The 25,359-nt window shown below is 70.6% G+C and carries 19 protein-coding genes and 1 riboswitch; of the genes, 6 read left to right on the plus strand and 13 right to left on the minus strand.

What is annotated here, in order from left to right; translation table 11 throughout:
• Positions 1-118: 118 nt before the first annotated feature.
• Entirely contained in the window at positions 119-1,135 is a 1,017-nt protein-coding gene (gene rarD, locus ACZ3TS_RS16785; RefSeq protein ID WP_467618400.1) for an EamA family transporter RarD, read from the plus strand.
• 73 nt (positions 1,136-1,208) lie between these two features.
• Here the strand turns inward: rarD and ACZ3TS_RS16790 are convergent, their stop codons facing one another.
• Complete coding sequence (locus tag ACZ3TS_RS16790) at positions 1,209-3,305, minus strand: tetratricopeptide repeat protein (protein WP_467618401.1); 2,097 nt, start codon at positions 3,303-3,305, stop codon at positions 1,209-1,211.
• 550 nt (positions 3,306-3,855) lie between these two features.
• On the opposite strand from ACZ3TS_RS16790, the gene ACZ3TS_RS16795 reads away from it, so the two are divergent.
• Complete coding sequence (locus ACZ3TS_RS16795) at positions 3,856-4,398, plus strand: DUF6668 family protein (RefSeq protein ID WP_467618403.1); 543 nt, start codon at positions 3,856-3,858, stop codon at positions 4,396-4,398.
• 101 nt (positions 4,399-4,499) lie between these two features.
• On the opposite strand, the gene ACZ3TS_RS16800 is transcribed toward ACZ3TS_RS16795, so the two are convergent.
• The 6 genes from ACZ3TS_RS16800 to ACZ3TS_RS16825 form a co-directional block, all read right to left on the minus strand.
• Positions 4,500-5,396, minus strand: a complete 897-nt coding sequence (locus ACZ3TS_RS16800) for an ABC transporter permease (protein ID WP_467618405.1) — start codon at positions 5,394-5,396, stop codon at positions 4,500-4,502.
• Positions 5,383-6,330 (minus strand): ABC transporter ATP-binding protein, encoded by a 948-nt coding sequence (locus ACZ3TS_RS16805; RefSeq protein ID WP_467618406.1) that lies wholly within the window; start codon positions 6,328-6,330, stop codon positions 5,383-5,385. Before ACZ3TS_RS16805 ends, ACZ3TS_RS16800 begins: the two co-directional genes overlap by 14 nt.
• Before the next feature lie 76 nt (positions 6,331-6,406).
• Positions 6,407-7,651, minus strand: a complete 1,245-nt coding sequence (locus tag ACZ3TS_RS16810; RefSeq protein WP_467618408.1) for a LolA family protein — start codon at positions 7,649-7,651, stop codon at positions 6,407-6,409.
• Positions 7,652-7,902: 251 nt separating this feature from the next.
• Positions 7,903-8,856, minus strand: coding sequence for a CHRD domain-containing protein (locus ACZ3TS_RS16815; protein WP_467618410.1), 954 nt, complete (start codon positions 8,854-8,856; stop codon positions 7,903-7,905).
• Positions 8,798-8,932, minus strand: coding sequence for a hypothetical protein (locus tag ACZ3TS_RS16820; RefSeq protein WP_467618412.1), 135 nt, complete (start codon positions 8,930-8,932; stop codon positions 8,798-8,800). The genes ACZ3TS_RS16815 and ACZ3TS_RS16820 overlap by 59 nt, the downstream gene beginning before the upstream one ends.
• Positions 8,933-9,121: 189 nt before the next feature.
• Positions 9,122-10,132: a polyprenyl synthetase family protein gene (locus tag ACZ3TS_RS16825; protein WP_467618414.1), complete on the minus strand. Its 1,011-nt coding sequence runs from the start codon at positions 10,130-10,132 to the stop codon at positions 9,122-9,124.
• Positions 10,133-10,610: 478 nt separating this feature from the next.
• Here ACZ3TS_RS16825 and ACZ3TS_RS16830 point away from each other — a divergent pair, with 478 nt between their 5' ends.
• Both ACZ3TS_RS16830 and ACZ3TS_RS16835 read left to right on the plus strand, forming a co-directional pair.
• A complete protein-coding gene (locus ACZ3TS_RS16830) occupies positions 10,611-12,602 on the plus strand; it encodes a CocE/NonD family hydrolase (protein ID WP_467618417.1) in 1,992 nt (663 codons plus the stop codon).
• Between the two features lie 343 nt (positions 12,603-12,945).
• Positions 12,946-13,145: riboswitch (cyclic di-AMP (ydaO/yuaA leader) on the plus strand.
• Positions 13,146-13,149: 4 nt separating this feature from the next.
• Positions 13,150-13,656: a transglycosylase SLT domain-containing protein gene (locus ACZ3TS_RS16835; protein WP_467618418.1), complete on the plus strand. Its 507-nt coding sequence runs from the start codon at positions 13,150-13,152 to the stop codon at positions 13,654-13,656.
• 101 nt (positions 13,657-13,757) lie between these two features.
• On the opposite strand, the gene ACZ3TS_RS16840 is transcribed toward ACZ3TS_RS16835, so the two are convergent.
• The 3 genes from ACZ3TS_RS16840 to ACZ3TS_RS16850 all read right to left on the minus strand — a co-directional run bounded on the left by ACZ3TS_RS16840 (position 13,758) and on the right by ACZ3TS_RS16850 (position 17,696).
• Positions 13,758-14,570, minus strand: coding sequence for an HAD family hydrolase (locus tag ACZ3TS_RS16840; RefSeq protein WP_467618420.1), 813 nt, complete (start codon positions 14,568-14,570; stop codon positions 13,758-13,760).
• Positions 14,571-15,169: 599 nt separating this feature from the next.
• Complete coding sequence (locus ACZ3TS_RS16845; RefSeq protein WP_467618421.1) at positions 15,170-16,372, minus strand: FAD-dependent oxidoreductase; 1,203 nt, start codon at positions 16,370-16,372, stop codon at positions 15,170-15,172.
• A gap of 55 nt (positions 16,373-16,427) precedes the next feature.
• Complete coding sequence (locus ACZ3TS_RS16850; protein ID WP_467618423.1) at positions 16,428-17,696, minus strand: carboxylate--amine ligase; 1,269 nt, start codon at positions 17,694-17,696, stop codon at positions 16,428-16,430.
• A gap of 221 nt (positions 17,697-17,917) precedes the next feature.
• Between ACZ3TS_RS16850 and fahA the strand changes: the two genes are divergently transcribed.
• A complete protein-coding gene (gene fahA / locus ACZ3TS_RS16855) occupies positions 17,918-19,132 on the plus strand; it encodes a fumarylacetoacetase (protein ID WP_467618426.1) in 1,215 nt (404 codons plus the stop codon).
• Positions 19,133-19,267: 135 nt separating this feature from the next.
• Here fahA and recQ read toward each other — a convergent pair whose 3' ends face one another.
• On the minus strand, positions 19,268-21,253 hold the full coding sequence (recQ, locus tag ACZ3TS_RS16860; RefSeq protein WP_467618428.1) for a DNA helicase RecQ: 1,986 nt from the start codon (positions 21,251-21,253) through the stop codon (positions 19,268-19,270).
• A 216-nt stretch (positions 21,254-21,469) separates the two neighbouring features.
• On the opposite strand from recQ, the gene ACZ3TS_RS16865 reads away from it, so the two are divergent.
• Positions 21,470-22,072: a Uma2 family endonuclease gene (locus ACZ3TS_RS16865; RefSeq protein ID WP_467618430.1), complete on the plus strand. Its 603-nt coding sequence runs from the start codon at positions 21,470-21,472 to the stop codon at positions 22,070-22,072.
• Between the two features lie 67 nt (positions 22,073-22,139).
• Here the strand turns inward: ACZ3TS_RS16865 and nuoN are convergent, their stop codons facing one another.
• Positions 22,140-23,789, minus strand: a complete 1,650-nt coding sequence (nuoN, locus tag ACZ3TS_RS16870; RefSeq protein ID WP_467618432.1) for an NADH-quinone oxidoreductase subunit NuoN — start codon at positions 23,787-23,789, stop codon at positions 22,140-22,142.
• Positions 23,786-25,357 carry an NADH-quinone oxidoreductase subunit M gene (locus ACZ3TS_RS16875; RefSeq protein WP_467618434.1) on the minus strand — a complete coding sequence of 524 codons (1,572 nt, stop codon included), beginning with the start codon at positions 25,355-25,357 and terminating at the stop codon, positions 23,786-23,788. Before ACZ3TS_RS16875 ends, nuoN begins: the two co-directional genes overlap by 4 nt.
• Between the last annotated feature and the right edge of the window lie 2 nt (positions 25,358-25,359).

Raw genomic sequence — 25,359 nt, forward strand, 5'->3', positions numbered from 1 at the left:
CTTGCGTTTCCAGTCGCGCCTGTCATGACCGTATGGCGATACGGGCATGACTGGCGGGGCCGCTCGCGCTACCTTCATGGGTGCTGCACGGGAGCAGTCGCGCGAGAAGGAGGGGCCCGTGGCCGAGAAGTCGAAGGGTGAGCGGCAGACAGGTCTGCTGAACGGCTTCGCGGCGTACGGAATGTGGGGGCTCGTCCCTCTCTTCTGGCCTCTGCTGAAGCCCGCCGGGGCAATGGAGATCCTCGCCCACCGGATGGTCTGGTCCCTGGTTCTCGTCGGCGTCGCGCTGGTGGTGATGCGGCGCTGGGCCTGGGCGGGCGAGCTGCTGCGGCAGCCGCGCAGGCTCGGGCTGGTCACGATCGCAGCGGCGGTCATCACCGTGAACTGGGGCGTCTACATCTGGGCCGTCAACAGCGGCCACGTTGTGGAGGCCTCGCTGGGCTACTTCATCAACCCGCTCGTCACCATCGCGATGGGCGTGCTGATCCTGAAGGAGCGGTTGCGGCCCGTCCAGTGGGCGGCGGTCGCAGTGGGCTTCGCCGCCGTCCTCGTCCTGACGATCGGCTACGGCCGCCCGCCGTGGATCTCACTCTGCCTCGCCTTCTCCTTCGCCACGTACGGCCTGGTGAAGAAGAAGGTCGGTCTGGGCGGCATCGAGTCCCTGGCGGCGGAAACGGCCGTCCAGTTCGTGCCCGCGCTGGCGTATCTGCTGTGGCTCGGGACGCACGGCGAATCGACGTTCACCACCCATGGACCGGGGCACGCGGCGCTGCTCGCCGCCACCGGTGTCGTCACCGCTCTGCCTCTCGTCTGCTTCGGCGCCGCCGCGATCCGTGTGCCGCTGTCCACGCTCGGTCTGCTCCAGTACCTGGCGCCGGTCTTCCAGTTCCTGCTGGGCATCCTCTACTTCCACGAGGCGATGCCGCCGGAGCGCTGGGCGGGCTTCGCGCTGGTCTGGCTCGCGCTGGCACTGCTGACCGGCGACGCGCTGCGTACGGCCCGCCGGGCAGCACGCGCGCTCAGGGCCGGGATCGGCGCGCCCCGCGCCGTCATCGCTGCCGGAACGACGGGCACGGCCTCGAGCGCGGACGATGTGGCGGCGGAGTCGGATCGGCCGGTGGACGCCCGGCCGTAGCCGGCGGCCGCCCTGTCGGCACCCCGGTCGACGTGAGAGGGGCCAGGCCGTGTGCGGCCCTGGCCCCTTCGAGTCACTGAGCGTAGGGGGGTGCGCCGCCGACGGCGTTGCGGGCGCGTTCGGCGAGGCGGCCCATACGGGTGCGGGCGCGTTCCAGTTGGTCCAGGTCATCCGCGGCGGGGCCCCCGTCGGCGGCGAGTGCGCTCCACACGCCGATGAGGTCACGGCCCAGGTGCAGTCCCTGGATCGGGTCGCGGACGGCACGCCAGGCGGCGGCCGCGCTCTGCACGTTCCCGTACGCGCCGCGCGGGTCTCCCAGGCGGTGGCGGAGCCGGGCCAGGTCGAGCGACAGATGGAAGGACCGCAGGGGGTCCGCGGCCAGGTAGGCGACGTACGCGGTGAGTTCGCGCAGGCGCAGCACGTCGTGATGGTCGCCGCCGAGGGCCGCGGTGGCCTCGGCCACCGTCTGCTCCGCCAGGGCGGCGGCCTCCTCGATGCGGCCCTGCTTCACGGCCGCGTTGATCCGGGCCATGGGCTCCGCGATCGGCCCGGCCGCGCCGCCGGGCGGCACGGCACCGGACTCGGGCGCGAGCACGGCTTCGGCCACGGAGTCGAACTCCCGCACGGGCGGTTCCTTGACCTCGTCCTCGATCTCGGCGAAGGGAACGGTCCTCGGGGGCAGGGCGGGCTTCCAACCGGGGGCGGAGTACGGATCCGGTTCGGCGTCCGCGTCCGTGGCCGGAGGCACGGCGACTTCGGGAGTCTCCACGGTCGAGGGAGCAGGCGCGGGCCAGACGGGCGGCTTCGCCGTGACGGGAGGCGGAGGCGGTGTGCCCGGAGCAGTGGACGGCTCGCGGGGCGCGACCGGGCCGGCGGACGGGGAGAGCGGTGGGACAGGACCGGGCTGCGGTTCGGACGGCACAGCGGGTCCGGAGGGGATCACCGGCGGCGGGCCGAACGTCCCTGTGGGCGGCAAAACCGTGCCAGGGGCGGAGGCGCCGGGCAACACCTGGGCCGGCCCGGACGTCACGCTGATCAACGATGCCTCCTCAGGCACGGCCCACAGAACAAATGTGGAGACCGCGCCCCCCGGTCGTGCCGGAGCACCGTCCTGGGCGGGGCCGACGGACTCGGGCCGGGGAGCGGGGTCGGCCGAGGGGACCGGGGCGGATCGCGGTGCAGGCTCGGGCCCGGCCGGAGAAGCGGTGGCGAAGCCCTGCGGCGCGGAGGCGGCAGGCTCGACCACAACGGCAGCGGCAGCCTGGGGCGGGGACGCGGGCACCGACGGCACCGGGGCCTGCTGCGGTGCCGAGGCCGGAGATTGAGCCGAGGCAGGCACGGACCGCTGAGACACCGCAGCACGGTCCGGTACGGGCGCCGACGGCTGTGACACCGGAGCGCGGTCCGGTGCGGGCGCGGGAGGCTCAGCCGACACCCGCACCGACGGCCGTGACACCGGAACCTGCTGCGGTGCCGAGACCGGAGGTTGAACCGAGGCAGGCACGGACGGCTGTGACACCGGAGCGCGGAGCGGTGCGGGCGCGTACGGCCGTGTCGCCGGGGCGCGGTGCCGTGCCGGGGCGGGAGGTCGGCCCGGCGTCGGCGCGGGCGGCCGTGTGGGGTCGGGTGTTGCCGAATCCGCCGACGCGCGCAGGACGTGGGTGGGGGCCTCGACGCCGAGCGACTGCGCGGTCCCCGGATGTGTGGGGCGGGACTCCGCCGCAGCGGGCGCCTGCTCGGCGGGACGTGGTGCCGACGGTGCGTTCGCGTCCTGGCCCGCTCTCGGCGGGAACGCCGGGGCCGTCGTACCCGGCGTCGGGTTCTGGGAGGCCACCGCTCGCAGCACGTGCGTGGCCTTGTAGCGGCGCGGAGTCTGCGGCTCGGCCTCCGGTGCGTCCGCCGCCCCGGGCGCGCCCACCCGCACCGGTTCCTCCGTGTACTCGCTCGAGCCGTCCACGTACACCCGGATCGGTACGACGAAACCGATCCGTTCGTCGTGGACCCTCGCCAGGACGGGGTGGCCGGTGGTGAGGGCGAGGCGATGGAGGTGGTCCAGGACGGCTTGCTGGAGCGGTTCGCCCGACCCGGCGACCACCGGAATCCCGCCCACGGTCGCCCCCGCACCCGGCGCCGCCGGTACATGGACCTCGATCGGCGTCACTCCGGCCACGGCGCCCTCCTCGGAGACGGCCCCGGCAGCGGAGCGCCCCCGCCTGTGTTCGCGGCTGAGTCGAGACATCGTTCCCTCACTCGGATCGGTCGGTCGAGGAAAGGGCGGTGTCGGCGGAGAAAGAAGGTGCCGCGGTGTCCCCACAAAGAGCGCACATGCGCCCAGCGTACGCGGGCCGACCGCAGCGCCACCGACGCCGTATGCATGCGTCCCCGCAGACCCGAGCGACCGACTTCGCCACGACGCCCCGCCCGGCGCCTCGGCTCCCGCGGGCGGCCGCCACCCCGGCAACCGGCCTGACCGCGCGGCCTGTTCGGCCCGCCTTCGGCGCCTCCACGGCGCTCCCGACCCCGTGCGGCATCGACTCCTCCGGGTCTCCGGCTCCGGACATGCGTACGGAGACGTACGTACGCACCCGAGTCTCCCGCTCCCGTACGGCATCCCGCGTCACCGCAGCGTCACAGACTCGTCCCAGGAACCCTTGCCCCGTTACCGATCCCCGTACCGGACGTGAAGATCGAGGTGCGACGAGCGAGCGAGGAGAGTGGCGATGCAGAGGATCGCGCAACAAGGGTCCGACGGTCCCGAGGTCTGGCTTCGCGGGCCCGTGGCCGCCACCGGACCGCGGCCGAGAAGTGCCCAAGGCTCCGTGCTTCCGCGTCAGTTCGCTTGGGTGGCCACCCACGGCGGAGCCGGCGTCTCCACCCTCGCCAGTGTCTTCGGCGGCTTCGACGCGGGCCGCGGCTGGCCCCGCCCCGACCAGGGCGAACCCGCCTCGGTGCTCCTGGTCGCGCGCACCCATGCGACCGGTCTGCAGGCCGTCCTCGACTCCCTGGATGTCTTCCGTCGCGGCGAGGCGCCACCCGGCCTCGACCTCGACGCCGTCGTGCTGGTCGCGGACGCGCCCGGTCGACTGCCGCGCCAACTCGGCAAGCACGTCAAGATGATCGAGTCGACGATCGACGTCTACCGCGTACCGTGGGTGCCGGCCTGGCGCACCGGCGACCTGAGCGGACCGTCGCCCCGCGAGTGCAGGCAACTCGCCCGGCTGACAGGTGCGTTCACGCCGTCCGGCGGCCGAAGGCACCGGTGACCATGCGCTGGAGCGTCCACGGGGAACGCGCGCTGTACGACACGCCCTGGCATGAGGCGCCGCTCACCCACTTCCCGTACGAGACCGCAGTCGTGTGAGCCCTACGCGGTGATGTCCTTCGTCGTGAAGCGCGCCCAGGCCGCCGACCCGAAGACCGCAGCGTACAGGGCCTGCAGGCCCAGATTGCGGGTCAGGTCGTCCCAGTAGACCGGGTCGCGCATGAGGTCCGCGAAGGACAGCCAGTAGTGCGAGAAGAAGTACGGCTGCAGTGCGTGCAACTGGGGGATCTGGTCGAGGATCTGCACCGTGATCAGCAGGCCGACCGTCGTCGCCATCGCCGCGATACCGCTGTTGGTCAGGGTGGAGACGAACAGGCCCAGGGCCGCCACACCGATCAGGGACGCGGCGACCACCAGCGCGATCAGCAGGGCACGGCCGAGTCCGTCGGCGAAGCTGATCCGTGTGCCCGAGATCGTCGTCAGGTCGCCCAGGGGGAAGAGCAGCGCGCCCATCGCGAGCGCCGAGACCGCGACGACGAGGGTGGCTACGAGGCAGAAGGCCATCGTGGTCGCGTACTTGGCCAGGAGGAGGCGGGTACGCCCGGCAGGGGCGACCAGGAGGTAGCGCAGCGTCCCGGAGTTCGCCTCGCCGGCGATCGCGTCGCCCGCGATGACGCCGATCGCCATCGGCAGGAAGAACGGGAGCGTGGCGGCGAGCGCGGTGAAGACCAGGAACAGGCCGTTGTTGGTGATCTGCGTGATGAACGCCGGGCCGCCGTCGCCGCCCCGTGCGCCGACGCCGGAACCGTCGCTCGACTCGATCTTGACCGCGATCCCGACCAGGATCGGCACACCGGCCAGCACGGCGAGCAGAGCGAGCGTGCGCCAGCGCCGGAACGTGGTCACCAGCTCACTGCGCAGCAGGCCGAACGTCCACAAAGGGCTCGTTTTCCGGGAAACCAGGGCCCGGCTCGCCCCGGCCTGCTCAACCTGCGACATCGAAGCCCTCTCCTGTCAGCGCCACGAACGCCTCCTCCAGGGAGGGGCGTTCGACGCCGAAGCCACGGACACGAACTCCTGCGGTGACCAACGCGGCGTTCAGGTCCGCCGGTTCACGGTCCGGGGGTTCACCCGTCACCCGGCCCTCCCCCACCACCACGTCGGCCACGCCTTGTTCCTTCAGGACCCGGGCCGCGTCCGTCACGTCCGGGGTCGTCACGACGAGGCGTCCGCGCGCCCCGGCCGCCAGCTCCGCCACCGCGCCCTGCGTGATCAGCCGACCCTGGGCCATCACCGCGGCGTGCGTGCAGACCTGCTCGATCTCGTCGAGCAGGTGGGAGGAGAGGAAGACGGTCGTGCCGTCGGACGCCAGCTCCCTCACCAGGGAACGGATTTCGCGCATGCCCTGCGGGTCGAGACCGTTGGTCGGCTCGTCCAGGACGAGAAGGCTGCGGGGCTGGAGCAGGGCGGCGGCGAGTCCGAGGCGCTGCTTCATGCCCAGGGAGTACGCCTTCGCCTTCTTGCCGGCCGCCGCCGTGAGGCCGACCCGGTCCAGCGCGGAGGCGACGCGGGCGCGCCGGGTGCGCGGGTCGGCGGTGGGGTCGGCGGCGTCGTACCGCAGGAGGTTGTCGCGGCCGGAGAGGAAGCCGTACAGGGCCGGGCCCTCGATGAGCGCGCCGACGTGCGGGAGCACGGCGCGCGAGGCCCGGGGCACGGGCTGCCCGAGGACGCGCGCTGTGCCCGAGGTGGGCTCGATCAGGCCCATCAGCATGCGGATGGTGGTCGTCTTGCCCGAGCCGTTCGGCCCGAGGAAGCCGAAGACGCTGCCCGCCGGGACGGTCAGATCGAGCCCGTCCACGGCGAGCTGCCCGCCGCGGTAGCGCTTGGTGAGGGCGCGGGTGGCGATGACCGGGGCTTCCGGGTCGCTCGTCACGCGTCCTCCCCCGCTTTCGCTTCCGCGGCGGACAGTTCCTCCATGGGCTCTCCTGCTCGTGCCGTCCGTACAGGGGCTACTTGCCCGCGTTCGCCGCCTTCACCAGCGCGTCCTTGGTGACCGCGCCCGCGTACACCTTGCCGTCGTCCGTGATCAGGGCGTTGACCAGGCGGGTCGAAAAGACAGTGCCCGAACCGAACTTGCCCTTGACGTGGTCGCCCAGCGAGTTCATGAAGCCGGAGATCGCGCTGCCGTCGGACGACGAGCCCGAGGGCACTCCGCCCTCGCTGCCGGTGTCGGCCACGACGATCGTGTTCCAGCCCTCGCCGATGGTCTTCGGCTCGGGGCCCTGGGCTGCCTTCTCCATGTCCTTGGGCCGCGCCTTCCCCGTGCCCTCGGGCTGCGCCTTCTGCTCCGCCTTCAGGTCGTCGCCCTGGGTGACCTTCGTACCCTTGGGCGGCGTGAAGTCGAATGTCGACGCGGCCGGCTTGGCGAACGAGACCTCGGTGAAGCCCGCGTCCACGACGGCCGCGCCGCCTGTCGCCGGAGTAAGCGTGAACTTCAGCGGCAGCCCGGTCTTCGCGTCCACCGCGATGCTGATCGCGCCGACCGTGGTGCCCGACTGCTTCGGCTTGATGAGCAGCTTGTAGGCGTCCCGGCCCGCGACCTGGGCCGTGCCGTCGACCGTCACGGACGTCGTCGTGTCGGCGGCCTTCAGGGCCTCCTCGGCGAAGTCCTTCGGCGTGGCCGGTACGTCCTCGGGCGTGGCCTTCTCGCCCTTGTGGTCGCCCGCGCCCGTCGAGTGGTACGCCTGGTTGGACGCGCTGTCGTAGGCCCACACGTCGTCGCCGTTGCGGATGACGCTGTATTCTGCGGCCTTCTCGATGAGCGAGAGCTTCTGCTTGTCCTGGCCGTCCGTGGCGACGCGTACGGTGTGCGTTCCGGAAGCCAGTTCGAGCAGCTTGGCGCTCGGGGCGGCGGCCGAGCCGTCCTTGCCCGCCGCCCCCTGGGAGAGCGCCCCCGAGGTGAGGCTGCTCTCCAGACCGCCCAGGTCGGGCAGGCCGAGGTCCGTGCTGATCTTCACCGTGCCGGACAGCTGCTGGACGTCCGACTTGGCGATCTTCTCGATGAGCTGCTGTGCGCTGATCTTCGGCAGGTCGGGGTCGCCGGATCCCGCGAACGCCGGGACCAGCCCGATGGTCGCCGCGGCCACTCCCACCACCGCCACCGGGACGACGTACCGCGCGGCCGTGCGCCGCCCGTCGCGTACTTCCTCGACCTCCCCGGCGGGTTTGCTGTCGTCGGATTCGTACGGTGCCATGTGTGCCTTACCTCCGTCGTCGGCGGCGGCTGTCGTCCGTGCAAGCGTCCACCCCTACGCCGCCATTCTCACCCGAACTCCTGTGAGGTGGTGTCTTCAATCTGACCAAATCGGCCGGGGAGAAGCGTCAGCCCGCGGGCTCAACTCCGCGTAATCCTGGGGTATGACATGGCGGGGCGGCGCCTCCCCCGACCCGTAGGGGTCGGGGGAGGCGCCGCTCTCAGGGACCGTCGAGTTGCGGAACCCGCGAATCAGTGCTGCACGAAGACGTAGTCGGCCTGGTACGGGACGCCCACGACGGTCCCGGGGGTGCAGGAACCGGTCGGCGCGACGCCGCCGACCGTGTTCAGGCGCAGTATCTCGGCAGTGTCCGCGAGCAGGCCGTGATGCCTACCGGACTGGGTGGCCTTGAGGTCGAGTTCGGGGATGTTGGTGTCGCCGTTCGGGGTCTTCGTCAGGACCGCGCCGGTGACGGCACTGCGGTCGGGAGCGACCCACTGCGGCATATCGGAGTCGGGCTTCACGAAAGAGTGCCGGATGTTGCCGCCGAGCAGTGCGGCGACATCGCGCCGGGTGAAGGCGTAGCCGCCGGCGGCCGGCTTGCACTCGTAGATCTGCTTGCCCCTGACCACCGAGGCCTGGAAGTTGTCCAGGGCGTGGCGGAAGTCGAAGGCGGTGGTGACGTTGCGGAGCTGGCCGCGGACGGCCCCGCCGGGGAACTCGGCGGTGTGCAGGTTGGCATAGAAAGCGCCGGGGTCGCTCTTGAGCTGCGACAGCAGCGCGGCGTCCGCGACCTTCACGCTGCCGACGACGGTGTGGCGCTTGATGCCCTTCTTCAGCAGCTTACTGAAGTCGATCTTGACTCCGCCGTTGACTCCCTTGGCGCCCTGGTGGATGTGGAGCAGGGTGGGCCGGTCGATGCCGCGCCAGGTGATGGCGACGGAGACCGTGTTGCCCTTGACCTTGACGAATTCCGGGGCAGCGCCGTCCTTGTCGCCGACGGCGGGACCGCCGGCGACGGGCACCTCGTTGGCGCCTCGGAGGCTCGCGACCAGGATGGTGCCGCCGGAGCCGGTGCCGGTGCCGGTGCCGGTGCCGGTGCCGACGAGGGTGCCGCTCTGGGTCTGGTCGGCGTGCCCGGCGTGGTCAGTGCCGTGCTGCGCCCTGGCCGACGGCGAAGGCCGGGATGACCGCGGCGGCCACACCGGCCACGGTGGCCACGGCGACACCCGTGAAGATCAGGCTGGTGCGGCGCTTCGTGAACGTAGCGTCAGTACGCATGATCGGAAATCTCCCCGTATCCGAGCTGACGCCCCCTGCGTCAGCTTCTGGGCATGGATACGGACCCGATCCAAGCCTGGACTCAATCCTATAATGTGACCTGTCTCACGCTTCATGAATGTGCATGACAGAACTGTTACGAATGTGCCAGGCGTGTCACAGGAGGCAGCTGTGGACGGCGGGGCGGCGTCAGCCGGCCCGGTGCACCACCGCATCGCACATTTCCACGAGGGCCGTCTTCGCGCCGCACTCCGGCAGCGGAGCCAGGGCCGAGCGGGCGTCCTCCGCATAGCGGACCGTGTCGCGGCGGGCCTGCTCCAGCGCCGGGTGGACACGCAGCCGGGCCAGGGCCTCGGCGTGGCGGGCGTCGTCCGTGAGGTCCGAGTCCAGGAGCTCGCACAGGGTGACGTCCTCGGACAGCCCCAGGCGTTCCGCGCGCTCGCGCAGGCGCAGGACCGGCAGGGTGGGGATGCCTTCGCGCAGATCCGTGCCGGGCGTCTTCCCGGACTCGCGCGAGTCCGAGGCGATGTCCAGGACGTCGTCGGCAAGCTGGAACGCCACACCCAACCGCTCGCCGTACTGCGTCAGAACGTCCACGACCGTCTCGTCGGCACCCGACATCATCGCGCCGAAGCGGCACGCCACCGCCACCAGCGAGCCCGTCTTGCCGCCAAGGACGTCGAGGTAGTGCTCCACCGGATCACGGCCGTCCCGGGGGCCGGCCGTCTCCAGGATCTGGCCGGTGACCAGCCGCTCGAACGCCTCGGCCTGGATGCGCACCGCCTCCGGGCCGAGGTCGGCCAGGATGTGCGACGCCCTCGCGAACAGGAAGTCACCGGTGAGGACCGCGACCGAGTTGCCCCAGCGGGTGTTCGCGCTGTCCACCCCGCGCCGCACCTCGGCCTCGTCCATCACGTCGTCGTGGTACAGCGTGGCGAGATGGGTCAGCTCCACGACCACGGCCGAGGGCACGACCCCGGGCGCGTAAGGATCGCCGAACTGCGCCGCGAGCATCACGAGCAACGGCCGGAACCGCTTGCCGCCCGCGCGCACGAGATGCTGCGCGGCCTCCGTGATGAAGGGCACCTCGCTCTTGGTGGCGTCGAGCAACCCTTCCTCGACAGCGGCCAATCCGGCCTGGACATCGGCCTCCAGAGCCTGGTCCCGCACGCTCAGCCCGAACGGCCCGACGACGGTCACGTGGGGTCTCCTGTCTGCGACGTCTGCTGACGATCACACGGTCGGTCTCAAGGACGGTCACTTGGTCGATGGCGTTGCCTGTCGACGTGGCTCATCGAGTTTGTCGATCTGTCGCCGCCATCACTCAAGTCAGCGTATCCGGTCGGGTTTCGATCACAGCGAGCGCCCACTGTTCCAGGCCGGGCGGTATCGGATCACGAACGGTATGTTCTTGATCAGGCGATACGAACAGACATTCATCGACATAACGGAAAAGCGCCTCTCGCAGCCGGTACCGGCCCCTGATGTCCTTCCGCGTACCCCGCCGGACGCATCCCATCGGGACGTGTGTCCCCAGGCCGTACGCATGTCCCCGGCCGTACGCACCGGCCGCCGTCACCCGGCCGGGCGCAGACAGGGGCACCGGTCCTCGCTTCCCGCGTCCGCCGCGACACACCGGTCCACTACGGACGCCGTCGAGGAGTCGGAGGTCACGCGCATGCACATCCGTACGTCCTTCCCCCACGAGACGACTCACGGCGACTTCTGGATCCCGCTCCAGGACGGCATGCGTCTGTACGCGCGCGCGTGGCGTCCGCTGACCGGGGAGCCCGTCCCGGCCCTCCTCGAGTACCTCCCCTGCCGCCTCGGCGACTCGACCGCGCCCCGCGACTGGCAGCGGCACCCCTGGTACGCGGGCCACGGTTACGTCTCCGTGCGCGTGGACGCGCGCGGACACGGCAATTCCGACGGCCTGCCGGCCGACGCGTACTCGGCAACCGCGCCGTCCGACGGAGTCGAGGTCGTCGAGTGGCTGGCGGCACAGCCCTGGTGCGACGGACGGGTGGGCATGTTCGGCATCGGCCGGGGCGGCCTCGCCTCCCTTCGGGTCGCGGCCCTCGCGCCCGAGCCGCTCAGGGCGGTCGTCGCGGTCTGCGCCACGGATGACGGCTGGGACAACGACGTGCCCCACCTGGGCGCTTCCGCCCTCGCCGCCGGCCTGCCCGCCCGGGCGGCGGCGCTGCTCGCTCTCGTGGCCCGTCCGCCGGACCCGGCGCACGTGGGCACGGTGTGGCGGGACGTCTGGGCCAGGCGCCTGGAGGCGCTGGACCCGCTCGTCCACGCCTGGCCGGCCCACCCGGCGTGGGACGACCACCGGCGACACGGCGACATCCGGGAGGACCACGGCGCGCTCCGGGCGGCCGTGCTCGCGGTGGGCGGCTGGCACGACCCGTACCGGGACACCGTGCTCGGGCTCGTGGAGCACCTTCCGGCCGATCGCGTCCGCGGTCTGATCGGGCCGTGGGCACACCAGTACCCGGACCACGGTCTGCCGGGCCCGGCGATCGGCTTCCTCCAGGAGACGCTCCGCTGGTGGGACCACTGGCTCAAGGACAAGGACACGGGGGTCATGGCGGAGCCGTCGCTGCGGGCGTACATCAGCACCCCGCACCCTCCGGCGACGAGGTACGACGTGCTTCCGGGCCGCTGGGTCGGCGAGCCGTCCTGGCCGTCACCGAACGTCACCCGGGTCTCGTACACGCTCCGGGGTGCGCCCGTACCCGTCCGGTCCCCGATGCACACCGGCCTCGACGCGGGCGGCTTCGTCGCCCGCGGCGACGAAGCCGGCCTGCCTCCCGACCAGCGCGAGGAGGACGCGAGGTCGGTGTGCTTCGAGTTCGAGGCGGCCGAGGAGACCTGGGTACTGGGGCGGCCGAGGGTGCGGCTGCGGCTGACCTGTCCCGTGCCGCGCGGTCAAGTGGTCGCCCGCCTCTGCGACGTGGCGCCCGACGGGTCGTCGACGCTGGTCAGCCGAGGGGCCCTGAACCTGTTGACACGCCGCGGCCCCGACCGGGCGGCTCCCTGGATTCCCGGGGCGACGGAGGACGTGGTGTTCGAGCTGAGCGGGATCGGCCACGCCTTCCCGCCCGGGCACCGCATCCGCCTCGCCGTCTCCTCCGCGTACTGGCCATGGCTGTGGCCCCAGCCGGGTTCGGAGGCCGGCTTCACGCTGGACCCGGCGGGCAGCTCGCTCGAACTACCGGTGCGGTCCCGGGAGTCGGGGCCGGACATCACCTTCGGGGAGCCGGAGCAGTCGGAGCCACTCGGCGTCAGCGACGCTGCCACGCTCGACGAACCCCGCCCGGAGCGCCTGGTGGTGCGGGACGTCGCGAGGGGCGAGTGGCTCCTGGTGGTCGACCCGCGCCACAACGGCACCCGTGTGTACCCCGACGGCCTCGAAGTCACCGAGGACGCGCTGGAGGCGTACACCATCGAGGACTCGGGCCCGCTGACCGCGCGTACCCGCTGCGACTGGTCGGTCCGGCTGCACCGTCCGGAGCGGGGATGGGACGCAAGGGTGGAGACCCACTCCGAGATCACCTGCACCGCGGCGGACTTCGTCACCTGGAACGAGGTCGTCTGCAAGGACGGCTACGAGGTGGTGTTCCACCGGACGTGGGAGGGGCGGATCTCCCGCACGGCGGGATAGACGGCGGCGCCACCCGACTGCCTATTTGCACCATGGATAGCGCAATGTCCAAGTCTCGAGCAGGCGGACTCCACTCACACCCCTGTCCATTTTGTCCGAATTGATGCCCGATTTACCTTAATTGCCAATTGTGATCCAAGTAAGGGCGAAGTGAAATGGGTCACGCGCCCGCCAGGAGAGGCACTCGGGGCGAGTCATCAACGCCCCCTTTGCAAAGGGCAAGTTGAACCCCCCTCAACAAAATTGATCATCTCCCCTATTCCCTGACGTCAGGGTCAATTGGGTCGGAGTGTGAATTCCGAGCTTGTTCCCGACATGTGCTCTCGCATACCTTCCCTTCGACCCGAGCGGAACGCCGAATCCTGCCGCCGCTCGACAACCCATCGACCCAGCACGGCAGGAGCGGGGGACCCAGGTAAGTCGCCGAACCGGACACCACGCCGGAACGGCTTGGGGTGAAGCCGTGCCTCGACACCGAGGACACGGCCGGGCACCTCCCCGCCCGAACCCGACAGCTCACCTCGCAGGCGACGGAGAGGAATGCCACATGTCCGCTTTCGCCCTGCCCGCACGCCGTCGGGACCGCCGCTCCAAGGCCGGCCGCATCACCCGTGCCCTCGCTGTCGCGGGGACCGGAGCCGCCGTTCTCGCCCTCCCGATCCTGGGTGCGACCGGCGCTTCGGCCGCCACCCCCACGGCCACGACGACCAAGGCCACCAGCGTGACGTCCCGCGCCGGCAGCCTCGACAGCTGGATCCGCCAGTCGCTGGTGATCATGCGGCAGCACGGGATCCCCGGCTCGTACAACGGCATCTACCGCAACGTGATGCGCGAGTCCTCGGGCAACCCGCGTGCCATCAACCTCTGGGACTCGAACGCCCAGAAGGGCATCCCGTCCAAGGGGCTCCTCCAGGTCATCGACCCGACCTTCCGGGCTTACCACGTGCCGGGCACGGCCTTCGACCCGTACGACCCGGTCGCGAACATCACGGCCGCGTGCAACTACGCCGCCCACCGGTACGGCTCGATCGACAACGTCAACAGCGCGTACTGAGATGTGCCCGACGGGGCCCCGTCGGCCGGGAACTCTCGACTGAGAGCTCCCGGCCGGCCCTTCGGCTTACGGACTCTCGACTGAGGACTCTCGACTGAGGGCTACCGTCCCGGGAACATTCGCTCGAGGACGACGGCGATGCCGTCGTCCTCGTTCGACGTGGTGATCTCGTCGGCGACCGCCTTGAGTTCAGGGTGGGCGTTGGCCATGGCGACGCCGTGCGCCGCCCATTCGAACATGGGGATGTCGTTGGGCATGTCCCCGAAGGCGACGGTCTCCGACGGGCTCAGGCCCAGGAATTCCGCGGCCAACGCGAGCCCCGTCGCCTTGGTGATGCCGCATGGCTGGAGTTCGACGGTGCCAGGCCCCGACATGGTGACCGTCGCCAGGGAGCCGACCGCGCCACGGGCCGCCGTCGCCAACTCGTCGTCGGACAGGGCGTGGTGGCGCAGCAGGACCTTGCTGATGGGCTCGCACCACAGGTCGTCCCGCCGCCGGACCCGCACCGCGGGCAGTGTGGGGTGCGGCATCAGGTAGCCGGGCTCGATGAGTGTGAGCCCGTGCACCCCGTCCTGGTCGACGGCCGCGTACACCTGTCCCACCTCGGCCTCGATCTTGCCGAGCGCGGTCTCGGCCAACTCCCGGTCCAGAGTGACGGAGAACAGCAGCCGGTCCGCGCCGGCGTCGTACACCTGCGCGCCCTGGCCGCACACCGCGAGCCCCCTGCCGCCGAGGTCGTCGAGCAGCGGCCGCACCCGGGGCGCCGGGCGCCCCGTCACCACGAGGTGCTGTGCGCCGGCCGCACCGGCCCGCGCCAGCGCGGCCCTTGACCGGTCGGAGAGCGTGTCGTCACCACGCAGCAGCGTTCCGTCCAGGTCAGTGGCGATGAGTGAGTATGCGAGGGGTGCGGCCATGATCAGAGAATACGGATGGAAACGCCCCAGCGGTCCAGCGTGAACCGGACGACGTCCGGTATCCCGTGCGCACCGGAAGGCGCACGGAGCCTGCGTCGCACCACGGGTTTCGGCAAACGGCCGCACCGGCCCGACATCGCTTTCCCGCCCACTGTTGAGCCCCGCACCCTCGGCCGGCTCCAGTGCCGTCCGCGTCAGGCGCCGGCCTCCAGCAGGCGGCGCCCCAGCCATGCGGGCGGCCTCCCGGAGTTCGCGTGACCGGACGACACGTAACTGCGCTTTGATCGCGGTGGGTTGCTCGGCGTACCACTCCGGTTCGTCGGTGGTGGCGACACGGCGCGTGGTGCCCGCGTCGATCGCCTCGGACCTGCCCAGGCTGCGCGGCAGCCATCGGGCGACCGCCTCGACGGGCGCGTCGACGACAACCCCGACCTCGTATGTCCGGCCCTCGGCGAGGTGTTCCTCCAGCGTCTCCATCGGACACAGACCAGGTGATGAGGCCCACGCTCCGGCGGGTGGTGATGCGGAGCGACTTCTGACCCCGGGCACACGGACCGGGTGGCGGGGGCGCGCTGTGTCGCCCCCGCACTCGCTCCGGCTCAGCCGTGTGCCGCCGCCAGGTGCTTGGCCAGCCGCGGGGACGCGAACTCCGTGCCGCACACGAAGCGCATCACCGGTCCGTACGAGGCCGCCGCCGGGAGGCCCGTGAAGTACAGACCCGGGACGGAGGACACATATCCCGCGCCGAGCTTCGGCGTGCCCCGGCTCACCGCCAGTTCCGTGCGCAGTTCGTGGCCCAGGAAGTCCATGGCGGCGATGTCCACGCGGTAGCCCGTGGCGGCGATGACATGGTCCGCGGTCAGGTCCTGCGTGCGGCCCCCGTGGGTCCGTACCGCCAGGACCGGGCTGCCGTCGGGTACGGAGGCACCGACGATACCGGCGACCTCGCGCACCTCCACCTTGCCGTCGAACCGGTCCTTCAGCCACCACGCGCCGAGCGGGCCGAGGACGCGGCGGACCAGGTAGTGGCGCGTCTGGGCCGGCAGGAAGCGGTACGGGTGCGGGTAGTAGCTCAGCGCCCACAGCGACCAGGCGCGGCCGAAGGGCGATTCGGGGCGCAGCTTCGGCTGGTTCCACGGGGGTGCGCCGAAATCGACCTTGCCCCGGCCCCGTGAGACCACGCATACGCGGGCGCCCGCCTCGGCCGCCAGCGCCGCCGTCTCCAGAGCCGACTGTCCCGCGCCGATGACCAGCAGCTCCTTGCCGGAGAACCGGGTCAGGTCGTGGTGCTGGGAACTGTGGGAGACCGGGCCCGTGGGCGTGGGTCCGTCCGCCGCCGCTCCCGCCAGCTCGGGCGGCAGATGGGCGAGGCCCGACAGTCCGGTCGCCACCACGACCGCCCGGGCGGCGAACAACTCGCCCGAGTCCAGCTTCAGCTCGAAGCCGGCGCCCCCACGGCGGTCCACGGAGACGACCCGGACCTGCTCCAGGTCGGGCACCAGCTTCTGCTGGAACCACTCCCCATATGCGATGAACGTCTCGACCGGGACGATGTCCTCGTCCGTCACCAGCCGGGGGATGCCCGCCGCGTCGCAGTAGTCGACCAGGGTGTGGCCGCGCTGCGGGGCGTCGATGTTCGAGGCGGCCGGGGTGGACTTCAGGAGCATGCCCTGCGGCATGTGGTCGCGCCAGCTCACCATCGGCTCGCCGAAGACGCGCACCGGGATACCGCGCGCCCGCAGATGGGCGGCGGTGGACAGGCCGAACGGCCCGGCACCGATGACTGCTACCGGTTGAATCACGAAGTCCCTCCCAGGACGCTACGTGCCTACTTCGTGGTGGAGCTGCCGAGCCGGGTTACCTGCCCGGACTCGTGATGCTGCCGCGGCGGTTGGTGCGCCACAGCTGATACAGGTGCTTCGCGCCCGGCCGCACGAAGCGCGCGAGCATCGTGAAGAACGGCCGCAGGTCGTCACCCGCGAGCCAGGCGAGTTCCGTACCGCTCGCGCGGGCCGGCGCGTGCGGCGTCGTATAGCCGCTGCGACGGTAGGCGAACAGGGCGGCCAGGTCGATGTTCTCCACGATGTAGCGGTGGCCGGCGCACTGTTCCCCCTCCGGGACGGCGCGGCCGGTCAGATCCAGGTGCATGGCGCGGACGACGTCCACCCCCGACTCGTTCTCGAAGAGCCGGAACTGGGCGCCCATGCGCGGGTTGAAGTCGAGCAGTTTGTACTGACCGTCGCGGCGGTCGAAGCGCAGGTCGAGGTCGACGATTCCGGTGAAGCCGACCTGTTTGATGAAACGCGCGGCGAGGTCGGCGAGTTCCGGATTGTCCACGACGTACGCATTGGCCGTCATGCCCGCGTGCGGCGGCCACGAGCGCACCTTGACACCGGTGAACATGGCGAGCGGGGTCGAGTCCTGGTCGAAGTACGCGTGCACGATCCAGTCCTCGGCGTCCTGCCGCGGCAGGTACTCCTGGAGGATCACTCCGGGGTGTTCGCCCCAGTCGCGGGCCAGCGTCAGCAGGCCCGCGCGGGTGGCGATCTTCGTCGTCCCGTTCACGGCGGGCTGCTTGCGCCGTACGAAGGCCTCGCGATTCTTGGCCACCAGCGGGAAGCGCGCCTTCTCTGCGAAGGCGACGATGTCGTCGTACGACTGCGGGAAGGCGGCCGCCGGGCTGGGGATGCCGTGTTCCACGCACAGTTCGTGCAGACCCTGCTTGCTGGCGAGGCGGCGCGGGAGCTTGGCGTCCACCTTCGGGAAAAGGAAGGGACCGCCCAGGATGTCCTGGTGCTCCGCGATCAGGACCGCGGCCTCCTCGTCGGTGGGGACGAGGACGGTGGGCCGGCCGATGCGGCGGCCGATGCGCAGCAAGCCCTCCACGAGCCGCTCCGGTTCCTCCGTCCCGGTGGTCGGCCACGGGAAGGCGCGCCGCAGATAGCGGGAGACCGCGGCCGGCGTGTAACGGTCCTCGGTGATCGCATACATCGGTACTCCGAGCCGGCCCAGGCTGCGGATGGCGCCCACCCCGCCGTGGTGCAGCGGATAGTCGCCGAATTTCACGATGAGCCCCGGTACGTCGCGGTCCGCGTCGAACGGCACGCTGCCGGTGCTCCTGGCCACGGGTCCCCCCACGTGTCCCCCCTATGGACCGGACCCACCCCGTCCGTGTCCCTAAAGGACGCTAAGCCGGAATTAGCCCCTCCGACAAGGTCTATTCGGACATTGCGAACTCTTTAGACACTGCCCAGACAGGCAACTGGCCCGTAACGTGTGCGGCGACCACATGGAACACGCTCCCATGCACGGCACATCTGAAGCGCACGAAAGAGAGGCAGCATCCGATGCCCCCCTTCGACGTCCCCGAGGGCGACCCCTTCGGCCCGCACAACCTCCCCTATGGGGTGTTCTCGCCCACCGGTTCCGACGAGCGGAGTGTCGGCGTCCGCCTGGGCGACCACGTGCTCGACGCGGGCGCGGCGGCGCGGGCGCTCGGCTCCCCGTACGCCTCCCTGCTGGCACGGCCGTTCCTGGGCCCGCTGCTGGCCGCCGGCCGCACCGCCTGGTCGGACGTGCGCCGGGCGCTGACCGCGTGGGTGACGGTGCCCGCCCACCGGGAGACCGTCGAGCCCCTCCTGCACCCGCTGTCCGAGGTGACCCTGCACCTGCCCTTCGAGGTCGCGGACTACGTCGACTTCTATGCCTCCGAGAACCACGCCCGCAATGTCGGGCAGATTTTCCGCCCGGACGCGGCGGACTCCCTGACCCCCAACTGGAAGCACCTGCCGATCGGCTACCACGGCAGGTCAGGCACGGTGGTGGTGTCGGGCACCGACGTCGTACGTCCGCAGGGTCAGCGCAAGGCACCCACGGACCCGGAGCCGGTCTTCGGGCCCTCCGTCCGTCTGGACATCGAGGCGGAGGTGGGATTCGTGGTGGGCGTGCCGTCGGAGTTGGGTCGGCCGGTCCCGCTGTCGGCCTTCCGCGACCATGTGTTCGGTCTCTGCCTGCTCAACGACTGGTCGGCGCGGGACATCCAGGCCTGGGAATATGTGCCGCTCGGACCGTTCCTCGGCAAGTCGTTCGCCACGTCCGTCTCGGCGTGGATCACCCCTCTGGACGCGCTGGAGGAGGCACGGGTGGCGCCGCCGGAGCGCACGCACGCGCTGCTGCCCTACCTGGACGACTCACAGGAGGAACCTACGGGCTACGACCTGCGTATCTCCGTGGCGGTCAACGGGCATGTGGTGTCCGAGCCTCCGTTCTCGACGATGTACTGGACAGCGGCGCAGCAGTTGGCACACATGACGGTGAACGGGGCGTCCCTGCGAACGGGCGACCTGTACGGCTCGGGCACCGTGAGCGGCCCGGCGGAACACCAGCGCGGCTCGCTCCTCGAACTGACCTGGAACGGGCGGGATCCGCTCGAACTCCCGGACGGCAAGCGGACGTTCCTGGAGGACGGGGACGTGGTGACGCTGACGGCATGGGCACCGGGGCCGGACGGGACCCGGGTGGGCCTGGGAGAGGTAACGGGCCGGGTGGCGCCGAGCACCTGAGCATGGCGGCACGGGTGGGCACTGAGAGTCCCTGTGCTCGAAGAGTTTGGGGGAGGAACCCTGCCGCCGCCGGATTGCACAACCTGCCCCTGGGCAACCGGGACCACCCCGGACAAGCTCCGCTCTTGGCCGCCCCTATACCCAGTCCTCCGGCTCCGGCTCCCCCTCCGGCTCCGGCTCCCCCTCCGGCTCCGGCTCCGGCTCTCCCTCCGGCTGCGGCCACTCCGGGTCGGTGACCTTGTCCGAAGCCGAGTCACTGTCCAGCGACGCCAGGACCCCGAGCACCCCCTCCCCGTACGTGGCGAGCTTCTTCTCTCCCACCCCGCTGATCGTGCCGAGCTCCGCCACCGTCTTCGGGCGGACCGCAGCGATCTCACGGAGCGTCGCGTCGTGGAAGATCACGTATGCGGGGACACCCTGTTCCTTCGCCTGGGCGGCGCGCCAGGAGCGCAGGGCTTCGAAGACGGGGAGCAGCTCCGGCGGAAGCTCGGCCGCGGCCTTGGGGGAACGCTCGCCCTTCGGTGCGGCGGACCGCGCGACCGTGGGCTTGGGCAGCTCCTTGCGCAGCGGCACCTCGTGCTCCTGCCGCAGCACCGCCCCGCTCGCCTCGGTCAGCACCAGCGTCCCGTACTCGCCCTCGACCGCGAGCAGGCTCTGCGCCAGCAACTGCCGGATGACACCCCGCCATTCGCCCTCGGTCAACTCCTCGCCGATACCGAACACGGACAGCTGGTCATGGTCGAACTGGATGACCTTGGCCGTGCGCCGCCCCAGCAGAATGTCGACGATCTGCACCGCGCCGAACTTCTGCCGCCGCTCCCGGTCCAGCCGCCACACCGTGGACAGAACCTTCTGCGCGGCGATCGTCCCGTCCCAGGTGTCGGGCGGCACCAGGCAGGTGTCGCAGTTGCCGCAGCCGCCCGGCTCCGGGTCCTGACCGAAGTAGGCGAGCAGCTGGCCACGGCGGCACTGCGCGGTCTCGCACAGCGCCAGCATCGCGTCCAGGTGCGCCTGGGCCCGGCGACGGAACGCCTCGTCGCCCTCCCCGGACTGGATCAGCTTGCGCTGCTGTATGACGTCGTTGAGCCCGTAGGCCATCCAGGCCGTGGACGGCAGCCCGTCGCGACCCGCCCGGCCCGTCTCCTGGTAGTAGCCCTCGACCGACTTCGGCAGGTCCAGATGCGCGACGAACCGTACGTCCGGCTTGTCGATGCCCATCCCGAAGGCGATCGTCGCGACCACGACCAGACCGTCCTCGCGCAGGAAGCGGGACTGGTGCGCCGCCCGAGTGCCCGCGTCCAGGCCCGCGTGGTACGGCACCGCCTCGATGCCGTTGCGGGACAGGAACTCCGCCGTCTTCTCCACGGAGTTCCGCGAGAGGCAGTACACGATGCCCGCCTCGCCGGCGTGCTCCTCACGCAGGAACGTGAGCAGCTGCTTCCTCGGGTCGGCCTTCGGGATGATCCGGTACTGGATGTTGGGCCGGTCGAAGCTCGCCACGAAGTGGCGGGCCCCCGGCATGTTCAGCCGTTGGGTGATCTCCTGGTGCGTCGCGTGCGTCGCGGTCGCCGTGAGCGCGATCCGGGGGACCTCCGGCCAGCGCTCCCCCAACAGGGAGAGGGTCAGGTAGTCGGGGCGGAAGTCGTGACCCCACTGGGACACGCAGTGCGCCTCGTCGATCGCGAACACGGAGATCTTGCCGCGCGAGAGCAGGTCGAGGGTGGACTCCAGGCGCAGCCGCTCCGGGGCCAGATAGAGCAGGTCCAGCTCGCCGGCCAGGAACTCCGCCTCCACCACGCGCCGCTCGTCGAAGTCCTGCGTGGAGTTGACGAACCCGGCGCGCACGCCGAGCGCCCGCAGCGCGTCCACCTGGTCCTGCATCAGCGCGATCAGGGGCGAGACGACCACGCCCGTCCCCGGTCTCACCAGGGCCGGGATCTGGTAGCAGAGCGACTTGCCGCCGCCGGTCGGCATGAGGACGACGGCGTCGCCGCCGGCCACCACATGCTCGATGATCGCTTCCTGCTCGCCGCGGAAGGTCTCGTAGCCGAAGACCCGGTGCAGCGTGGCCTGCGCCTCGCTCCCGCCGCCGGGCGCCGGCCTCAAGCCTGCCTCGGTCATCACACCCGTCCCGTCCATCGCCCGTCCCCCGTACGTCGTCCCTCGACCACGACGTCCACGATAGGGGGCCACGCCGACAGGTCCAGAGTTATCCACAGGCTCTCCTGTCGACCCAGGTCAAGGACACGGCAGTCGTTCACACTGACGCGCAAGACCTGCCCGTTTCCGGCGGATAGTCTGAATGGACCGGCGAGACTCCGTCCCATGGGAGCACTGATGAGCGTCGCACCGAAGGCGTCCACGCCCAGCTGGCCGATCCCGCCGGAGGGCGGCTGGACCGCCGACGACCTGGACCGGCTTCCGAATCTGCCTCCGCACACGGAATTGATCGACGGGAGCCTCGTCTTCGTGAGTCCGCAGACCGTCTTTCACGAGCGTGCCATCGACTTTTTCAAGTGGCAGCTCCAGTCTCTGGCACCTGCTGACCTTGAGGTCTTCCGCGAGTTCACCATCGATCTCGACAGCCAGAACAGGCCCGAACCTGACGTGGTCGTGGTACAGGGGGACGTGGTGCAGGACCCGGAGCAAACCCGGTTTCCTGCCGAAGCCGTCGTCCTGGCCATCGAGGTCGTCTCGGAGGACTCCGTCTCGCGAGACCGCGAGACCAAACCCATGAAGTACGCCCGGGCCAAGATCGCCCACTACTGGCGGGTCGAGAACGAGAAGGGCCGCGCCGCGGTGCACGCCTTCGAGTTGGAGCCCACCACAGGCACGTACACCAGCGTGGGGATCTACCGCGAGCGGATGAAGGTGGAGGTCCCGTTCCCCGTGGACCTGGACCTCACCCAGATCAAGACGCGTCGCACGCCGAACCAGTAAGCCGCACATACGACGGCCCGGCACCCCCCGAGCGGGCACCGGGCCGTCGCCCTGCGGGCGGTGTGCGTCAGCGCACGAACACCCCCGCCTGACTCGCCAGGTCCAGGAAGTACTGCGGCGCCACACCCAGCACCACCGTGACCGCCACGCCCGCCCCGATCGCGGTCATCGTCAGCGGTGAGGGCACCGCCACCGTGGGGCCTTCGGGATGCGGCTCGCTGAAGAACATCAGGACGATCACGCGGATGTAGAAGAACGCGGCGATCGCCGACGAGATCACACCGATCACGACCAGCGGCACCGCCCCGCCCTCCGCCGCCGCCTTGAACACGGCGAACTTCCCGGCGAAGCCGGAGGTCAGCGGAATGCCCGCGAAGGCCAGCAGGAACACCGCGAACACGGCCGCCACCAGCGGCGACCTGCGCCCGAGCCCCGCCCACTTGGACAGGTGCGTCGCCTCTCCGCCGGCGTCGCGGACGAGCGTCACGACGGCGAAGGCGCCGATCGTCACGAAGGAGTACGCGGCCAGATAGAAGAGGACCGAGGACACGCCGTCCCGTGTCGTCGCGATGACACCGGCGAGGATGAAGCCCGCGTGCGCGATCGACGAGTAGGCGAGCAGACGCTTGATGTCGGTCTGGGTGATGGCGACGATCGCGCCGCCCAGCATCGTGACGATCGCGACCGCCCACATCACCGGCCGCCAGTCCCAGCGCATGCCCGGCAGGACGACGTACAGCAGCCGCAGCAGCGCACCGAACGCCGCCACCTTGGTCGCCGCCGCCATGAAGCCGGTCACCGGGGTCGGGGCGCCCTGGTACACGTCCGGCGTCCACATGTGGAACGGCACCGCGGCCACCTTGAACAGCAGGCCCATCACGATCATGGCGGCGCCGATCAGGAGCAGCGCGTCGTTGCCCATGGTGCCCGCGAGCGCCGGGTCGATGTTCGTGACCGTGCCGTCGACGACCTGGGCGATCGTCGCGTACGAGACCGAGCCCGCGTACCCGTACAGCAGCGCGATGCCGAACAGCGTGAACGCCGAGGCGAACGCGCCGAGCAGGAAGTACTTGACCGCCGCCTCCTGCGACATGAGCCGCTTGCGGCGGGCCAGGGCGCACAGCAGATACAGCGGAAGCGAGAAGACTTCCAGGGCGACGAAGAGGGTCAGCAGGTCGTTCGCCGAGGGGAAGACGAGCATGCCGCCGACCGCGAACAGAAGCAGCGGGAACGCCTCGGTCGTGGTGAACCCCGCCTTCACGGCGGCCTTCTCGCTCTCACTGCCCGGCACGGACGCTGCCTGCGCGGCGAAGGAGTCGACCCGGTTGCCGTGCGCCGCCGGGTCCAGGCGCCGCTCGGCGAAGGTGAACACGCCGAGCAGACCGGTCAGCAGGATCGTCCCCTGCAGGAACAGGGACGGTCCGTCGACCGCGATGGCGCCCATCGCGGCGATGTGCGCCTTCGTGGTGCCGTACCCGTCGGCCGCGAGCGCCACGACCGCGGCGAACGCGGCGGCGAGAGCGACGACCGATACGAACGCCTGTGCGTAATAACGCGACTTGCGCGGGACGAACGCCTCGATCAGCACCCCGGCGAGTGCACCGCCGATGACGATCAAGGTTGGGGACAACTGTCCGTATTCGATCTTCGGCGCGTCGATCTTCGAGATCGGGTCGGCCGCGGTTGTCCACAGGCTGTGGACGGCTGCTGCGCTCACTTGGCCGCCTCCACCTCGGGCTTGGGGTCGGTCTGGTGTACGTCGGACATGGTCTGCTGGACCGCCGGGTTGACGATGTCGGTGACCGGCTTCGGGTAGACGCCCAGGAAGATCAGCAACGCGATCAGCGGGGCGACCACCAGAAGTTCACGCACGCGCAGGTCCGGCATCTCGGCGACCTCCGCCTTCACCGGGCCCGTCATCGTCCGCTGGTAGAGGACGAGGGTGTAGAGCGCGGCGAGGACGATGCCGAAGGTGGCGATGATGCCGATCGCCGGGTGGCGCGCGAACGTGCCGACCAGGACCAGGAACTCACTGACGAAGGGCGCCAGGCCCGGCAGGGACAGGGTCGCCAGACCGCCGATCAGGAACGTGCCGGCGAGCACCGGCGCGACCTTCTGCACGCCGCCGTAGTCCGCGATCAGACGCGAGCCGCGGCGCGAGATCAGGAAGCCCGCCACCAGCATCAGGGCAGCGGTCGAGATCCCGTGGTTGACCATGTAGAGGGTCGCCCCGGACTGGCCCTGGCTGGTCATCGCGAAGATGCCCATGATGATGAAGCCGAAGTGCGAGATCGACGCGTACGCCACCAGCCGCTTGATGTCGCGCTGGCCGACGGCGACCAGCGCGCCGTAGATGATGCTGATGAGCGCCAGGACGAGGATGACGGGCGTCGCCCACTTGCTCGCCTCCGGGAACAGCTGGAGGCAGAAGCGGAGCATCGCGAAGGTACCCACCTTGTCGACGACCGCCGTGATCAGCACGGCGACCGGGGCGGTGGCCTCCCCCATGGCGTTGGGCAGCCAGGTGTGCAGCGGCCACAGCGGCGCCTTCACCGCGAAGGCGAAGAAGAAGCCGAGGAACAGCCAGCGTTCGGTGCTGGTCGCCATGTGCAGCGAGCCGTTCGCCCGCGCCTGCACGATCTCCGGGAGCGAGAAGCTGCCCGCCTGCACATAGAGGCCGATCACCGCGGCCAGCATGATCAGGCCGCCGACCAGGTTGTAGAGGAGGAACTTCACGGCGGCGTACGACCGCTGCGTGGAGGCCGCCTTTTCACCGTGCTCGTGCGCACGGTCCCCGAAGCCGCCGATGAGGAAGTACATCGGGATGAGCATGGCTTCGAAGAAGATGTAGAAGACGAAGACGTCGGTGGCCTCGAAGGAGAGGATCACCATCGCCTCGACGGCCAGGATCAGGGCGAAGAAGCCCTGCGTCGGCCGCCAGCGGCGGCTTCCGGTCTCCAGCGGATCGGCGTCGTGCCAGCCCGCCAGGATCACGAACGGGATCAGCAGCGCGGTCAGCGCGATGAGCGCCACCGCGATGCCGTCCACCCCCAGCTCGTACCGCACCCCGAAGTCCTTGATCCAGGCGTGCGATTCGGTGAGCTGGTAGCGGGAGCCACCCGGCTCGAAGCGGACCGCGATCATCGCGGCGAGTACGAGCGTGGCGAGCGAGACGAGCAGCGCCAGCCACTTGGCCGCCGTGCGCTGTGCGGCCGGGACCGCGGCTGTGACGATCGCCCCCACGGCCGGGAGCACCGCCGTCGCTGTCAGCAGAGGAAAGGACATGG

Source organism: Streptomyces sp. NPDC022910 (genome assembly GCF_055561075.1).

Bases quoted from the DNA above. Each gene is read 5' to 3' on its own strand.
- ACZ3TS_RS16840 (WP_467618420.1), bottom strand. From the start codon at position 14,570: ATGGCCGCACCCCTCGCATACTCACTCATCGCCACTGACCTGGACGGA.
- ACZ3TS_RS16865 (WP_467618430.1), top strand. From the start codon at position 21,470: ATGAGCGTCGCACCGAAGGCGTCCACGCCCAGCTGGCCGATCCCGCCG.
- ACZ3TS_RS16820 (WP_467618412.1), bottom strand. From the start codon at position 8,932: ATGCGTACTGACGCTACGTTCACGAAGCGCCGCACCAGCCTGATCTTC.
- ACZ3TS_RS16835 (WP_467618418.1), top strand. From the start codon at position 13,150: ATGTCCGCTTTCGCCCTGCCCGCACGCCGTCGGGACCGCCGCTCCAAG.
- ACZ3TS_RS16830 (WP_467618417.1), top strand. From the start codon at position 10,611: ATGCACATCCGTACGTCCTTCCCCCACGAGACGACTCACGGCGACTTC.
- recQ (WP_467618428.1), bottom strand. From the start codon at position 21,253: ATGACCGAGGCAGGCTTGAGGCCGGCGCCCGGCGGCGGGAGCGAGGCG.
- ACZ3TS_RS16795 (WP_467618403.1), top strand. From the start codon at position 3,856: ATGCAGAGGATCGCGCAACAAGGGTCCGACGGTCCCGAGGTCTGGCTT.
- ACZ3TS_RS16875 (WP_467618434.1), bottom strand. From the start codon at position 25,357: ATGTCCTTTCCTCTGCTGACAGCGACGGCGGTGCTCCCGGCCGTGGGG.
- ACZ3TS_RS16800 (WP_467618405.1), bottom strand. From the start codon at position 5,396: ATGTCGCAGGTTGAGCAGGCCGGGGCGAGCCGGGCCCTGGTTTCCCGG.
- fahA (WP_467618426.1), top strand. From the start codon at position 17,918: ATGCCCCCCTTCGACGTCCCCGAGGGCGACCCCTTCGGCCCGCACAAC.
- ACZ3TS_RS16810 (WP_467618408.1), bottom strand. From the start codon at position 7,651: ATGGCACCGTACGAATCCGACGACAGCAAACCCGCCGGGGAGGTCGAG.